A 15,897-nucleotide genomic window follows, 5' to 3' on the forward strand; every position below is an offset into this window, starting at 1 on the left:
TTAAGGGGATACGTAGAACATGAAGAAAGCAAAACTGCAGGTCCTGTTGTGTTTAATCGCCGCCTTGATGGTTACGCTGATTGCCGGCTGCGGCAGCAATGACACGGGGAATAATCAGCCGGCGGCAGATGCGTCGAATTCGTCAAATGCCGCAAACCAGACGGATACGGGGGCTGCCGCAGATAATCCGTTTGCGGAGCATATGGATATTTCCCTGTCCTGGTGGGGGATCGGCGTAGGCTTCGGGAAGAATGACGAGGTGCTGCAAAAGATTGAAAAGGATTTCAACGTTACTCTGAAGCCAATGGATATCGGATGGGATAACTATAAGGAGAAATCCCAGGTGTGGGCGGCAGCCGGACAGCTTCCGGATATCATTACACACAGCATCACCAACGATAATCCGGCTACGTACAATGACTGGGTGAATCAGGAGCTGATTCATACCCTGCCGGATGACCTTAGCGCTTACCCGAATGTGGAGAAGGTTGCCAAGGCGGAAGACGTGAAAGGAATCTATAAAGACGGCAAGCTGTATGCGATTCCGCGCATGACTTATCCGAACACCGATTTGTGGGCGGTTGACCGCGCGCTGTTCGTCCGCAAAGACTGGATGGATAAGCTGGGCATTAAGGATCCAACTAATTTCGACGAATTTGCAGCCATGATGAAAGCGTTTGCGGATCAGGATCCGGACGGCAACGGCAAGAACGATACAACCGGTGTCGTTATGAATACGCTCGGCTATTTTAAATATGTATTTATCCCTACTTTCCCGCAGTTCGACAATTCAAGCTGGGTGAAGGAAGACGGCAAATGGATTCCGTTCTATTCCTCCAAGCAGATTGAGCAGGTTATGGTGCAGGCCCGCAAATTGTATACGGACGGCGGTCTCGATCAGGATTTTGCGGTTGAGAAGGCGGGAGAAGCAAACCAGAAGTTCTACCAGAACAAGGCGGGCGCTTTGTCGTTTAACGTGGATTCCATCAAAGGCGCAACCGGCGTTAAGGCAGAGTGGGAAAAAAACAATCCGGGTGAAAAATTCGACGACCACGTCAAGCTGCTTCATCTGTGGCCTGCGGCGGACGGCAATATCTACCGTCATACGACAAACACATGGTGGTCTGAAACGATGATTAACGCCGATGTCGATGACAAGAAGCTTGACCGCATCCTGCGCATCTACGACTGGCTGCTTTCGCCTGAAGCCCAGGATTTGTACAACTACGGCATCGAAGGCAAGGATTACACCAAGGATGGCGACAAATATACGATTACCCGTCCAAAAGACGATAAAGGCCAATATGTTGATCTTAAGGAGGAGTATCCGTCCCTGGATATTATCTCGCAGCTGGCTGCCTGGAGAAATGCAAGCACACTGGAGGACAGCGAGGCGAACAGAGCGGCATTCGGCGATGAATCGGTGCAATTTGTCCAGGACGAATTGAACTGGCAGATGACGAACGCCAAGGCGATTCCAACCGCTTTTGAAATTTATACGATGTCCACGCCGGCGAAGGATAAGCTCTCTGGCATCAACTTCGACGATGATTTCACAAGAGTGATTCTCGGCAAGGACGATCCGGTCAAAATGTGGCAGGAAACCCTGAAGGGCTACGACAGCAAAGGGCTGCAGCAGGCGATTACAGAAGTAAACGCCGAAATGGCGAAAATCAATAAATAATTTTCGTTAAGGAAGGATTCCGCCTATCATATGCGGAATCCTTCTTATTGTCCTGGAGCTCAATCTCAATCAATGGCGGATTTCCAGCTTCGCAAACGGTGACCAGGGTGGTATTTTGATTATGCTTGTCATCGATGTGACGGAACGGAAACGGCCAGATCCTTGTTGAAAAACGGCCAGATCCTTGTTGAAAAACGGCCCTATTAATTTTTCAAGCTTGGTTTATTTCGTCAAGCGCCGGCTACCCGGCCTGTTCACAGAACATATACAATCAAACAAAGGATGGTTCATAGAATGCCAACTAAGGAAAAGGGAACATTTCCCGCTCCCGCAGTCATCCAGCTTACCGACTATGGCGTGCTGCCGGATTCCGGGGCGGATTCCATGGTTCCGATGCAGCGTGCGATTGAGGCTGCTTCCCGAATTGAAGGTCCAGTCATGCTGGAATGCCAGACAGGGCGGTATGATTTTCACCCGGAGCACGCGACCAGAACGCCTTATTACATTTCCAACACGGCCAGTGAGGAAGAGAATCCGGATGTGACCAAGACGGTCGGGATCCTGTTCAAAGGCATGAAGGATGTAGTATTGGAAGGGAACGGCTCCCTGTTCGTCTTCCATGGCAAACAGACGATGATTGTGATCGATTCCTGCGAGAATGTCACAATCAGCGGTGTCCATACAGAGTACGAAAGGCCGACCGTCGCGGAGATGACCATCGAGGAAAGCGGGAGCGATTATTTCGATGTCAGGATCCATCCCGATTTCCGTTATGAGCTTGAAGCGGGCAGGCTGTATTTTCTTGGCGACGGCTGGCGCTTCCGGGAAGGTCCCATGCAGGAATATGATCCGGTTATCGACAAGACCTGGAGGATCGATAATCTGATGGAGAAGGCCGTCCGTGTTGAAGAGCTTGAGCCTTACCGGCTGCGGCTGCATATGGAGGCTGCTCCGAATCAGGTTGTGGGTCGGGTTCTGCAGGTTCGCGACGGCTTGCGCGATCAGGTCGGAGCCTTTATTTTGAAGAGCCGCGACATAACCTGGGAAAATGTCGGCATGCACTTTATGCATGGGCTTGGCATCGTATGCCAGTACAGCGAGAATCTGCGCTTTGACAGGCTGAATCTGGCTCCCCGTCCGGAAACCGGCCGAACGGTCGCGGCCTTCGCCGATTTTATCCACTTGTCAGGCTGCCGGGGCAACGTGAGCATCAGCAGCAGCCGGTTCATCGGCGGGCATGACGATCCGATAAATGTGCATGGCACGCATTTGCAGATTATCGGTACGCCTGCGCCTGACCAATTGCATCTCCGGTTCATGCATCCGCAAAGCTACGGCTTTGACGCTTTCTTTCCCGGCGATGAGATTGAATTCGTCAGAAGCAGCTCGCTTGCCGCCTATGCCGGGAATGTAGTAAAGGCTGTTAAGGCCGTCAATCCCCGGGAGATCCTGCTTACCTTAAGCAAGCCTGCTCCGGAGGGGATAATGCCTGGCGATGTTGTGGAAAATATAACCTGGACGCCTGAGGTTGAAATTACGAATAATTATTTTGCACGGGTTCCCACCCGGGGCGTACTTGTGACGACGCGCAGGAGGGTTGTAATCGAAAATAATCACTTTGAACGCATGACCATGAGCGGCGTGCTGGTTGCCGATGATGCGGAGAGCTGGTATGAATCCGGCAGGGTGAAGGATATTGCGATTTGCGGCAACCGTTTTATCGAGTGCGGGAGCAGCAGCAATCCCGTTATTTATATCGCGCCCGAGAACACGGAAGCTCATGCGGATAAGCCTGTCCATGCCAATATCCGTGTAGAAGGCAATTATTTTCTGACGTCTGACGCAGCGGTTCTGGGTGCCAAGAGCACACGGCAATTAAGCTTCACGCACAATGAAGTTTCCGTAACAGGAGAATCATCGGCTATCCCGGATATAATTCGCTTGAGGGCCTGCAGTGACGTGACAATTGCCGATAATTCGTTCTCTGGCGGCGGAGCGGACCATAAACATATCCGAATTCAGGATATGAAACGGGATACGCTGACGGTGTCGCCGGAGCAGAGCTTGCCGGTTATCGGCTAGCGCCAAAAAGCAAAATCTCCATCAATTAAAACCATGAGCCGATCAAAGACGCTCCAGGCGGCAATGATCTTCCGATTGATTTGTACCCTCAATTTCTGAATTTGGATCGCACAAAGCTGAAATTCGGGATACAAAAGAGATCGTTGCCGTTTCTCCAGATTCAAATGCAGAAAAAGGTTGACATGAGGTGCCTGAATATTTGATAATGAGAATCGTTATCATATATTGGATTCGGAGGGGTTTATAACTTGAAAATATTTAAACGCAAATTTCCGGCACTGCTCCTTGCAGCAGTAATGATCATCGGTCTGCTCGGCGGGTGCGGTGCTTCGGAAAATCAAGCCGCCGCTCCAGCCGGAGATTCGGGCAAGGGAACAACCGACGATACAACGCCTGCAACAAGGACGGTCAAGCATCTAAAGGGGGAAGCGACGATTCCGGCCGAACCCAAACGGATTGCCGCATTGGACTATCGGGTGGCCGACTCGCTGCTTGCCCTGGGAATCAAGCCCGTTGCGACGGGAAGCTATGCCGGTACGACGGAAATTTCTTATATGGACGGCAATCCACTGAAAGAGGCCATAAATCTGGGAGATACGCCGAACCTGGAAGCCGTTTTGGCTGCCCAGCCGGATCTGATCATAGGGACGGATGTGCAGAAGCTCGATTATGACAGCCTGACCCAAATCGCTCCGACCATCATTGTATCGGTGACGCCGAAAGACTGGCAGACCGCGCTGCGGGAACTGGGACAAATGCTGAACCGGGAGAGTCAGGCCGACGAATGGATCGCGCAATATTCGGCGAAGGTGGAAGAGGCGAAGAAGCAGTTGAGCGAGCGGATCGGACCGGACGAGACTGTCATGTTCATTCGCGTGCTCAAAAAGGAATACAGGCTGTACGGAGAGCGGCAGCTGACCGGAACGCTTCTGTATCATGATCTCGGGTTGAAGGCGCCTCCGCAGGTGTCGGCCATCGAAGGGGTTAACCAAACGATTTCCTTGGAGACGCTGCCTGAGATCAATCCGGACTATATTTTGCTGGATGTAGGCGCCATTGTGCAGGGCGGAGACAAGCAGGGCGAAGCGTTGTACAATGATTTGCTGCAGAGCTCATTGTGGAAAAATATGAAGGCTGTGCAAAACAATCATGTGTACCGTGTTCCCGACTGGTTTTTCCGCACGGACTTTCCGCTTGCCCGAAGCAAAGCGCTGGGAGTTGTAGTCGACGCGCTCGTTAACGGCGAACAGGCGCTGCCAAAGTAAACCCGGCGTTAACCGGCCGCGGTGTACATGCTTCCCCACAACTGCAAAAAAGGATCAGGGCTGTTCCAAAAAGGTCGTAAAACGGACCTGAGAGAGCAGCCCCTTTTTCTGTGTCAAGAGAGGCAAACAAAGGCGACCTTAACGTCACTTTGCATAAATCTAAGCGGGACACATCCCATGCAGAGGCCGATCTTCTGGCTTCTTAATCGTTGGAACTTTTCGCTGTCCAATATCATAGATAGTTCGAAAATATTATTGTAAAACGCACCGCGTGCAGCTCCAAGTGCGCGGTGCGGCGTTGCATGACGGCTGTCCGGCCACATGCGGATCAAAGAAATAGGTTGATTCGCTGCTCGTTCAGACCTATAATAAGTTAAGCGCTTCACCTAATTATTATTGTATGGTATTAGTTATTAATATCATTAAATAGAAGAAGCGCTTAATCCAATTGCTGAGGAGGATAAAATGAGTACAATACGGTTAACGATGGCACAGGCTCTTTTACGGTTTCTGGATAATCAGTATATCTCGATCGATGGCGAGGAAACGAAATTTATTGCCGGGGTTATGGGGATTTTCGGTCACGGCAATGTGACGGGAATCGGCGAGGCGCTGGAGCGCAGTCCCGGCAGTTTGCAATATGTGCAGGGCAAGAACGAGCAGGGCATGGCCAATGCGGCGACCGCCTATGCGAAGCAGATGAACCGCAGGCAGATTTTCGCCTGTACCTCTTCCATAGGACCGGGAGCCTTGAATATGGTAACGACGGCCGGTACGGCTTCCGTCAACCGCATCCCGCTGCTGCTGCTGCCGGGCGACAATTTTGCATCGCGGCAGCCCGATCCGGTTCTGCAGCAGCTTGAAGTCAGCAGCGACTATACGGTAGCGGCGACCGACTGCTTCAAGCCGGTCAGCAAATATTGGGACCGTATCGTTCGCCCCGAGCAGTTGATGAACGCTGCGATTAACGCAATGCGGGTATTGACGGACCCGGCGGACACCGGCACGGTTACGCTCGCGCTTCCTCAGGATGTCCAGGCCGAAGCCTATGATTATCCCGAAGCATTCTTTAGTAAGCGCGTTCATTATGTTGAAAGACGCCTGCCGGCCCGCGATGCCGTTCAAAGAGCGGTCGAATTAATCAAGTCCAAGAAGCGTCCGATCATCATCGCCGGAGGCGGCGTCCGTTATTCCGCCGCATCGGATGGACTGAAGGCATTCGCGGAGGCACTGGGTATTCCGGTAGCGGAAACACAGGCGGGGAAAGGCTCCATATCCTGGAAGCATCCTCTGAATGTCGGAGGCATTGGGGTAACTGGAGCGCTTGCTGCGAACAAGCTGGCCAAGGAGGCAGACTTGATCATTGGCGTAGGAACCCGGTATTCGGATTTTACGACAGCTTCCAAATCGGCCTTTCTCCATCCGGAAGCGGAGTTTCTCAATATTAACATCAACGGAATGGATTCCGCGAAGCTGGGCGGACTGTCCTTGACCGGGGATGCGAAAGAAACGCTGGCTATGCTGAAGGACAACCTGACGGATATCAGCTTTTCCGGCAGCTATGGGGATGAGGTCGCCAGACTGAGAACGGAATGGGAGAACGAAGTCGACAGGCTGTACGCCCTGGAATGGGAAGGCGGCCTTGCGCAAACCCGCGCACTTGGCGTCATTAACGAAACGATTGGCGAAGATGCTGTTGTGGTTTGCGCGGCCGGAAGCCTGCCGGGCGATCTTCAGCGTCTGTGGAGAGTCGGCAAACCGGGCGGCTATCACATGGAATACGGATTTTCCTGTATGGGCTACGAGGTCAGCGGCGCATTCGGCGCGGCTTTGGCCGAGAAGGACCGGGATGTGTACGCTCTTGTCGGAGACGGCAGCTACCTGATGCTTCACTCGGAGCTCGTCACAAGCCTCCAGGAAGGAAGAAAGCTTACGATTCTGCTGTTCGACAATCATGGATATCAATGCATTCATAACCTGCAAAGAGGCAACGGCAGCGACGGGTTCGGCAATGAATTCCGCTACCGCGAGCCGCAAACAGGCCGTTATACCGGCGATTTCATGCCGATTGATTTTGCTGCCCATGCCCGCAGCCTTGGGGCGGCGTCCTATAAGGCCAATACGGCGGAAGAGCTGCGCGAGGCGATTGTTCAGGCAAAGCAGGAGACGAGGACGACGCTGATTGAGATCCCGGTCGTTCCGGGGACCAATACGGACGGCTACGAGTCCTGGTGGAATGTCGGCGTGCCCGCCGTGTCGGAGAGCGGCAAGGTGCTCGAAGCGCATGCGGAGATGCAAAAACGGCTGCAGACGGCGAAAGCTTACTAAAGGTTGTTCAAACAGCTGAATGTTTGAACACGAATTATTAGGAGGGCATAATGATACAATTTCCTTTTCAATTAGGCGCCCATCCCATTAATTGGGTTGGCGAGGACGTCAAGGAGCACGGGGACGACACGACCTACGAGCAAATTCTGGACGATATGCAGTCGCTGGGTCTGACGGGCACGGAGATGGGGCGCAAATATCCTACGGATACCGCGCTGCTCAAGGAAGAGCTGTCCAAGCGGAATATTCAGCTGGTTTCCCAGTGGAAATCCGTTCTGTTCTCTGATCCCGGCTATCGCCAAGCCGAGCTGGATGCCTTCCGGGAGCATGCCCGGTTCTTGCAGCAGCTGGGCAGCACGGTGATCAGCACATGCGAAGTCGGCGGTTCCCTTCATTTTGACCCCAGGCGCTCGCCCAATGAGCGCGAGGTGCTGCGGCTGGATGAAGCTGGCTGGAGCAGCCTGGCGGAAGGTTTGAACGCGGCAGGCGAAATCGCCAGGGAATACGGATTGAAGCTTACTTACCACCATCATGGCGGCACCGTTGTTGAACGTCCCGACGAAATCGACAAGCTGATGGAGCTGACGAATCCAGAAGCCGTGTTTCTGCTTTTCGATACGGGACATGCGCTGTATGGCGGGGCAGATCCCCTGAACGTGCTGCGCAAGCATTACGACCGGATCGCCTATATTCATCTGAAGGATGTGCGCCTGAATAAGCTTGAGCAGGCCAGAGCGGAGCAGTCGGATTTCATTACCTGCATCCGCAATGGGGTATTCACGGTGCCGGGAGACGGCGTCATTGATTTCCGCCCTATTCTGGAGGAGCTGGTCAGCCGAAATTACAGGGGCTGGGCAATGCTTGAAGGCGAGCAGGACCCGGCTGCGCATCCTGCGCGAGAGTATGCCGAGAAAGCGATCGCATATTTGCAATCCCATATGCAATCCATTTTGACAAGCGGGGCAGGTGACAGAGCATGACCTATGTGACATTTCCCTCGGGAAGAAGCTTTGACTTCACGGCGATCGGACGGCTGTGCATCGATTTGAACGCCAACGAGATCAACCGCCCGATGGAGCAGACGATGACCTTTACCAAATATGTCGGAGGCTCTCCGGCCAACATCACTATCGGCATGAGCAGACTCGGCCACAAAACGGCGTTCATCGGCAAGATAGCGGACGATGCGATGGGACGGTTCATCGCCGGTTATCTGGAGAAGAACAGCATCGACACCCGAAACGTGGTCACGGACAACACGGGGGCAGTAACGGGGCTGGCTTTTACGGAAATCAAAAGTCCCACGGACTGCAGCATTCTGATGTACCGGGATAACGCTGCCGATCTGAAGCTTACTCCCGTTGAGGTCAGCGAGGAGCTGATTGCGGCGAGCCAGGTGCTGCTCATCTCCGGTACCGCGCTTGCGGCAAGCCCTTCACGCGAAGCTGTATTTCTGGCACTGGATTATGCGCGAAAGCATGGAACCACGGTCGTATTCGATATCGATTACCGTCCGTACACCTGGATTTCCGCAGAGGAAACCGCCACTTACTACAATCTGGCTGCTGAAAAATGCGACATCATTGTCGGTACGCGGGAAGAATTCGATATGATGGAACGATTCGAGCAAAATCCGGAGCGCAGCGATCAGTTTACGGCCTCCAAATGGTTCAATTATTCGGCTGGCATCGTCATTATCAAACATGGCAAGGAAGGCTCCATTGCGTATACCCGCGATGGCGCGGAGCATAAGGCCAAATCTTATCCGGCGAAGGTCGTCAAGACCTTCGGCGCAGGCGATTCCTACGCGGCCGGCTTCCTGCATGGCATCCTGTCCGGCTGGACGATCGAGCGGAGCATGGAATTCGGCAGCGCTGCGGCCTGTATCGTGATTTCAAGCCACAGCTGCTCTGATGCGATGCCTAGCGTGGAACAAGTGGAAGACTACATCGAACGCTGCAACCGCGGCGAAATTACAGCGGGGTGAGGCTGCGCCCGTCATTCCTGTCGGGCTGACTTGAACCACCTTTGGCATAATAAAACATAAAAGACTGGAGATTTAGCTGGTGAAGCGGATGGAAACCGAATGGGCCGCTTTTTGAAAATCAGGGGATAACTATCGCCGAAAGTTAAGCTCCCCGCGAACAGCGGAAGACTTTTTCGCCAGCGCAGCCAGCTATCGCCAGTCTTTTAGAATGAGGAGACCTATATGACACAGACGCTGAAAAACTGGATCGGCGGCGAATGGATCGCCGCAATTGCTACGGAAACCGAGGATGTTTATAATCCCGCAACGGAGGAAGTGCTCGTCAAGGTGCCGCTGTCCTCGCAGGCGGATGTCGATCTGGCGGTCCAAGCGGCGAAGCAGGCTTTCCCGGCATGGAGCAAAACTCCCGTACCGCGCCGCGCGCGGATATTGTTCAAATACCAGCAGCTGCTGGTGGAGAACTGGGAAGAGCTCGCCAAGCTGGTTACGCTGGAGAACGGCAAGAGCTATGGCGAAGCCTACGGCGAAGTGCTCAGGGGCATTGAATGCGTCGAATTTGCGGCCGGCGCGCCTTCTCTTATGATGGGCAAGCAGCTGCCGGATATCGCGACCAATCTGGAGTCGGGCATGTACCGTTACCCGGTTGGCGTTGTAGGGGGCATTACCCCGTTCAACTTCCCGATGATGGTGCCCTGCTGGATGTTCCCGCTGGCCATTGCCTGCGGCAACACCTTTGTATTGAAGCCATCCGAGCGGACGCCGCAGCTGGCGAACCGGCTCGCAGAGCTGTTTCAAGAAGCGGGACTGCCGGGCGGCGTTCTGAATATCGTGCACGGGGCCCGCGATGTCGTCAACGGCATCCTGGAGCACCCGCATATTAAGGCGGTTTCCTTCGTCGGCTCCCAGCCGGTTGCCGAGTATGTATACACCACCGCTTCCAGGCATGGCAAACGGGTGCAGGCATTGGCAGGAGCGAAGAATCACTCCATCGTGCTGCCTGACGCCGATCTTGACCTGGCCGTGAAGGAAATCGTAAACGCCGCTTTCGGGTCGGCGGGAGAACGCTGCATGGCCTGCGCCGTCGTTATCGCGGTAGGCGAGATCGGGGACGAGCTAGTCCGCAGGCTGACCGATGCGGCAGACAGTCTGACCATAGGCAACGGCCTGAACGAAGGAACGTTCCTGGGGCCGGTGATCCGTGGGCCGCACAAGGAACGGACGCTCCACTACATCGAGTCCGGCGAAAGCGAAGGCGGCGTGCTGGTCCGGGATGGACGCAAGGACGCTGCGGCAGCGGGCCAAGGCTATTTTGTCGGGCCTACCGTATTCGATCAGGTCAATACAAGCATGAAGATCTGGAAGGACGAAATCTTTGCGCCGGTGCTCTCTGTCATGAGGGCCGATACGCTGGATGAAGCCATCGGGCTTGCCAATCGCTCGGAGCTTGGCAACGGAGCCTGCCTGTTTACGCAGAACGGCAGCAGCGTGCGCCAATTCCGGGAGACGATTGAAGCCGGCATGCTGGGCATTAATCTGGGTGTTCCCGCCCCTATGGCGTTTTTTCCGTTCTCAGGCTGGAAGAATTCGTTCTACGGCGATCTGCATGCCAACGGAACGGATGGCGTTGAATTTTATACCCGCAAAAAAATGGTGACCGCCCGCTGGTAACAGGGGCAGTCACACCTATATATAGCAGCCCGGATGGAGCGGAGGACGATGAGCATGAAGAAGATTAAAATAGGTGTGATCGGCGCAGGAAGGATCGGGAAGATCCATGCCGATAATTTGAGGAGAATTCCGGAAGCCGAGATTGTCGCGGTCAGCGATCTTTTTGCCGGTGAAGAGCTGCAGGAATGGGCCGGGAGCAGAGGGATCGGGATCGTCACGAAGGACAGCGAAGAGATCCTGTCCAACCCGGACATTGACGCGGTGTTTATCTGTTCGTCCACGGACACGCATGTGGAGCTGATCAAGAGAGCGGCGCAGGAGGGCAAGCATATCTTCTGCGAGAAGCCTGTCAGCATGGACATCAGCCTGACGGAAGAGGCGCTTGAAGAGGTCCGCAAGGCAGGCGTACAGCTGCAAGTCGGGTTCAACCGCAGATTTGACCATAATTTCAAACGGGTTCGCGAGCATGTACAGGCCGGAGAGATCGGCAGCCCCCATCTGATCAAGATCACCTCGCGTGATCCCGAGCCGCCGCCAGAGGCATACATCAGGGTGTCAGGCGGAATCTTTATGGATATGATGATTCATGACTTTGATATGGCGCGTTTTCTCTCCGGCAGCGAGGTCGAGGAGGTCTTTGCCCAGGGCAGCGTCCTGATCGATCCGGTTTTCTCCAAATACGGAGATGTGGATACGGCTATTGTGACCCTGCGGTTTGAGAACGGCGCATTGGGGCTCATTGACAGCAGCCGCCGGGCGGTATACGGCTATGATCAGCGTGCCGAGGTATTCGGCTCGAAAGGGGCCGTATCCGTCACCAACGATCATCCCAACACAGCTGTCCTTACGACAGAGAACGGACTCAGAAGCGATAAGCCGCTGCATTTCTTTTTGGAGCGTTATCAAGGCGCTTATATGGATGAGACGGAGCAGTTCATTGACTGCCTGCTGAATGGAAAACCCGTACCGGTGAATGGAAACGACGGCAGACAGGCGGAGCGCATCGCTCTGGCCGCCAAGCTGTCCCACCAGCAGCAGCGGGTTGTGAAGCTCTCGGAGATTGAGGACCTTAAATAAGGAGTGTGAATCTATTGTCACAGCTGATAGTAAGTCCCGGGCAAAAGCCGCTGGAAGACGGCATGCTCATGTCGATTACACCTGAATCAGCAGGCTGGACCTTTGTCGGATTTGAAGTGTACCGGCTGGAGGCCGGCCAGACCCTGAGCCGGGAAACCGGGGACAAGGAGGTCTGTCTGGTCCTGCTCAGCGGGAAGGCAAACGTCAAGACGGCAGACCAGGAGTGGCGGAATATCGGACAGCGGATGAGCGTGTTCGAACGGATACCGCCTTACTCGGTGTACGTGCCGAATGACAATCGTTATGAGCTGGAAGCCTTGACGGAGCTGGAGCTGGCGGTATGCGCGGCTCCCGGTTACGGCAGCCATGGAGCCCGTTTGATCGGTCCCGACGCCGTTGGTGTAGAGGTTCGCGGACAGGGGAATATCGAGCGGCTGGTCCATAATATCCTTCCGGAGCAGGAGCCGGCCGACAGCTTGCTGGTGGTGGAGGTATTCACGCCGGAAGGACACTGGTCCAGCTATCCGCCCCATAAGCATGACCGTGATGCGCTGCCGGACGAGTCCTTGCTGGAGGAAACCTATTATTTCCGCGTCCAGCCCGAGCAGGGTTTTGCGATGCAGCGCGTCTATACGGACGACCGTTCGCTGGATGAGACGCTTGCCGTCCAGAACGGTCAGGCGGTGCTTGTGCCGAGGGGTTACCATCCGGTTGGCGCGCCTGCGGGTTATGATGTCTATTACCTGAACGTGATGGCGGGACCCTCGCGCGTATGGAAGTTTCATAATGATCCGGCGCATGAGTGGATTATGAAGAGGCCTGCCGGGAAACGTGAGGAATAGGGGAATATTGCATTGCTCCGGGAAACAACGGATAATAAATCAAGATATGACGGTAAGCCGTTCTTTCAATCCGATTGTTAATGAGGTTTGGCCATGAAAGCAACCACGATCTATGATGTCGCCAAGGAGGCGGGCGTTTCCATCGCCTCCGTCTCCAATGCCATTAACGGCAAGGGGAAAATAGGCAAGAAGAAGCGGGAAGAAATATTTAAAGTGATGGAGCGCCTGCAGTATCAGCCAAGTGTGATCGCTTCCGCCTTGATGGGCAAAAAAACCTACACACTGGGGCTCCTGATTCCGGATGTATCCAATCCCTTTTTCTCCGAAATCGCACGTTCCGTAGAGGATTTGGCCCATCACGCGGGTTATAGCGTCATTACATGCAGCACCGACAATAAAGATGAGCGGGTGGAGAAATATATCCGCCTGCTGGAGCAGAAGAGTATCGATGGCATCATCATCGGAACCGGTGTGGAGAATACGGATATTCTGATGCAGCTTGCCGAGAAATCCGTCCCGATTGTCATGTTCGCCCGGGAGGTCTCTGGCTTGTCGGTGCACAGCGTGCTGACGGACGATTTCAAAGGCGGCGCGCTTGCGGCCGGGCATCTGCTGGAGCTCGGCCACCGGCAGGTCGCCGTGCTGTCGGAGAACTTCAAGGTAAGCAGCAGCATGGAGCGGGTGAAGGGATTCAAATTCGCGCTTTTTGAAGCTGGCGAGGGCATAGAGGAGGATCGTATTGTCTCCTGCGAATCGAGTATTGCGGACGGCAAGCGTGCGGCGGGCGAGCTCCTTCGCCGGACTGAGCGGCCGACAGCGCTGTTCTGCTGCAACGATTTGCTTGCGATCGGCGCGCTTCAAGCAGCCCGGGAAGCCGGAGTGGCGGTTCCGGCCGAGCTTTCCATTATCGGCTTCGACAATACGATTCTCTCTACCGTTACCAATCCCGCGCTGACCACCATTGCCCAGCCGATGGAGCAGATGGTGAAGCTGGTGTTTGAGCTGCTGATCAGCAACCTGGGGGACAAAGCCTCTCTCAAGCAGCGGATTGTCATGCAGCCTGAATTGATTCTGCGGGAATCCACCTCGAAGCCGGCAGAAATGTAAACGACAAAAGGGAGCGGACTGCAGCCTCTGCAGAGATTCGCTCCTATTCATAGTAAGGAGATATGCTCCATGAATGAGAAGAAGCTTATCCTGTTTCTGGATAGCGGAGACACCATTATCGATGAATCCACAGAGATCAGAGACGAAGAAGGCATCGTAATTAGTGCAAGCGTCATTCCGGGCGCAGATGTGATGGTGAAAACCCTCTTCGAGAGGGGGTACACGCTGGTCCTGGTCGCCGACGGCGATGCGCAATCCTTCAAGAACGTGTTCAAGCAAAACAATCTCTACGATTATTTTACAGCCATGATTTATTCCGAAAATATTAAAGCCAGCAAGCCCAGTCCCCGAATGTTCAAAGCGGCGGCAGGCGCCATCGAGCTGACCGAGGCGGATTACGCCAGAGTCGTCATGATCGGCAACAATCTGAGCCGCGATATCAAAGGCGCGAATGCGCTGGGCATCACCAGCGTTTTTCTGAGCTGGACGTCCCGCTATCCCCATACTCCGGCCGACGAAAACGAGCATCCCGATTATACGGTAAGCGAGCCGCTGGAGTTCCTTGAGCTGGTGGAGCAGTTGAATGATAAACTGACGGTAGGACAAATATAAAAGCTTTTTATCGTAGCCCCTCCGCATTTCGGAGGGGTTTATTCATGTCCATTTTTTTAATATAAGCGAGCAAATACCCGATCGGGCTTTTCAACGGTCCGGCGGTTATAATGGAAGGTAAGACGATAGAATGAGGTGATGGGCCTTGAGTATTTATGATTTTAGCGTATTGACCATTCATGGCGAGCGGCAGCCGCTTGCCGATTATCGCGGGCAGGTGCTGCTCATCGTGAATACCGCCACCAAATGCGGTTTCGCCCCGCAGCTGGATGAGCTTCAGAAGCTGTATGAGACATATAAGGATCAAGGCTTCACCGTTCTCGGCTTTCCCTGCAACCAGTTCCAGAATCAGGAGCCGGGAAGCAATAATGAGGTTGAAGAAGCCTGCCGGATTAATTTTGGCGTCACATTCCCGCTGTTTGCCAAGATTTTGGTGAACGGACCGGATGCCGATCCGTTGTTTGTCTATTTGAAGAAAGCGACAGGAGGGCTCATGGGTTCGGCGATCAAATGGAATTTCACCAAATTTCTCGTCAATCGGGAGGGAAAACCCGTCAAACGGTTCGCCCCGATGACCGCGCCGCTCAAGTTCGAGGATCGTATTGTCCAGCTTTTGAATTAGGGGAATACTTGTAATACTGCGTATGCGGAATATATTCAGGGGGTAAACGCTATGAACGCTTTGGCTTATATGCTGCTTAGCATGCTTGTCCGTAAATCTTACACGGGCTACGAGCTGCAGAAGCTGATGGAATTGTTCTGGCAGGCCAAGCACAGTCAGATCTATCCGTTATTGGCGAAGCTGGTTCAGGAGGGACTGGCCACCTTCGAGGTCGTGGGGCAGACAGGCAAGCCGGATAAAAAAATATATACCGTCACGGATCAGGGCATAGCCGCCCTGCAGGATTGGATAGCCAACCAACCGCCGGCAGCGCCGGTCAACCGGGATGAGTTCATCATCAAAATCTATGCAATCGGCTTGGCCGAGCCGCAGACGGCCTTTCGTTTATTTGAAGACCGCATATCCAGTCTCACCGCAGCGCTCACCTACCTGGAAGAGGAAATACAGCGCATGAAGGAGCAGTACGCAGAGGCGCTGACGGAGCTTGATTCCAGGCATTTCGGACGCTATCTCATTTTTCAGCGGCAGCTTCAGATCAATCGCGAAGAAATCTCGTGGTGCCGGTGGGCGATGGAGCTGTTCTCCCGCCGCGTGTAGTGCGGCTGGCAAGCCGAAGGATAAGG

General features: G+C 54.1%; 13 protein-coding genes. All 13 read left to right on the forward strand.

Annotated elements, in window-relative coordinates; all coding sequences use genetic code 11:
• The first annotated feature begins 19 nt into the window (after positions 1-19).
• The 13 genes from AC0YOA_RS16715 (at position 20) to AC0YOA_RS16775 (ending at position 15,871) form a co-directional block, all read left to right on the forward strand.
• On the forward strand, positions 20-1,684 hold the full coding sequence (locus AC0YOA_RS16715; protein WP_475787546.1) for a type 2 periplasmic-binding domain-containing protein: 1,665 nt from the start codon (positions 20-22) through the stop codon (positions 1,682-1,684).
• Between the two features lie 294 nt (positions 1,685-1,978).
• The gene (locus AC0YOA_RS16720) at positions 1,979-3,766 is read left to right on the forward strand and encodes a right-handed parallel beta-helix repeat-containing protein (protein ID WP_475787547.1); all 1,788 of its coding nucleotides are present in this window, start codon (positions 1,979-1,981) and stop codon (positions 3,764-3,766) included.
• A gap of 248 nt (positions 3,767-4,014) precedes the next feature.
• The gene (locus AC0YOA_RS16725; protein ID WP_475787548.1) at positions 4,015-5,031 is read left to right on the forward strand and encodes an iron-hydroxamate ABC transporter substrate-binding protein; all 1,017 of its coding nucleotides are present in this window, start codon (positions 4,015-4,017) and stop codon (positions 5,029-5,031) included.
• Positions 5,032-5,496: 465 nt separating this feature from the next.
• Entirely contained in the window at positions 5,497-7,359 is a 1,863-nt protein-coding gene (gene iolD, locus AC0YOA_RS16730) for a 3D-(3,5/4)-trihydroxycyclohexane-1,2-dione acylhydrolase (decyclizing) (RefSeq protein ID WP_475787549.1), read from the forward strand.
• A 50-nt stretch (positions 7,360-7,409) separates the two neighbouring features.
• Entirely contained in the window at positions 7,410-8,339 is a 930-nt protein-coding gene (gene iolE, locus AC0YOA_RS16735) for a myo-inosose-2 dehydratase (protein ID WP_475787550.1), read from the forward strand.
• Entirely contained in the window at positions 8,336-9,346 is a 1,011-nt protein-coding gene (gene iolC / locus AC0YOA_RS16740; RefSeq protein ID WP_475787551.1) for a 5-dehydro-2-deoxygluconokinase, read from the forward strand. The genes iolE and iolC overlap by 4 nt, the downstream gene beginning before the upstream one ends.
• Before the next feature lie 222 nt (positions 9,347-9,568).
• The gene (locus AC0YOA_RS16745) at positions 9,569-11,014 is read left to right on the forward strand and encodes a CoA-acylating methylmalonate-semialdehyde dehydrogenase (protein WP_475787552.1); all 1,446 of its coding nucleotides are present in this window, start codon (positions 9,569-9,571) and stop codon (positions 11,012-11,014) included.
• Positions 11,015-11,068: 54 nt separating this feature from the next.
• Positions 11,069-12,091 carry an inositol 2-dehydrogenase gene (gene iolG, locus AC0YOA_RS16750; RefSeq protein WP_475787553.1) on the forward strand — a complete coding sequence of 341 codons (1,023 nt, stop codon included), beginning with the start codon at positions 11,069-11,071 and terminating at the stop codon, positions 12,089-12,091.
• Positions 12,092-12,105: 14 nt separating this feature from the next.
• Positions 12,106-12,933 (forward strand): 5-deoxy-glucuronate isomerase, encoded by an 828-nt coding sequence (iolB, locus tag AC0YOA_RS16755; protein WP_475787554.1) that lies wholly within the window; start codon positions 12,106-12,108, stop codon positions 12,931-12,933.
• Positions 12,934-13,026: 93 nt separating this feature from the next.
• Entirely contained in the window at positions 13,027-14,040 is a 1,014-nt protein-coding gene (locus AC0YOA_RS16760; protein ID WP_475787555.1) for a LacI family DNA-binding transcriptional regulator, read from the forward strand.
• A gap of 69 nt (positions 14,041-14,109) precedes the next feature.
• Positions 14,110-14,652, forward strand: a complete 543-nt coding sequence (locus AC0YOA_RS16765) for an HAD family hydrolase (protein ID WP_475787556.1) — start codon at positions 14,110-14,112, stop codon at positions 14,650-14,652.
• 145 nt (positions 14,653-14,797) lie between these two features.
• A complete protein-coding gene (locus AC0YOA_RS16770) occupies positions 14,798-15,274 on the forward strand; it encodes a glutathione peroxidase (protein ID WP_475787557.1) in 477 nt (158 codons plus the stop codon).
• 51 nt (positions 15,275-15,325) lie between these two features.
• The gene (locus tag AC0YOA_RS16775) at positions 15,326-15,871 is read left to right on the forward strand and encodes a PadR family transcriptional regulator (RefSeq protein WP_475771260.1); all 546 of its coding nucleotides are present in this window, start codon (positions 15,326-15,328) and stop codon (positions 15,869-15,871) included.
• The last annotated feature ends 26 nt before the right edge of the window (positions 15,872-15,897 follow it).

The organism is Paenibacillus sp. JT22N12, assembly GCF_056269365.1.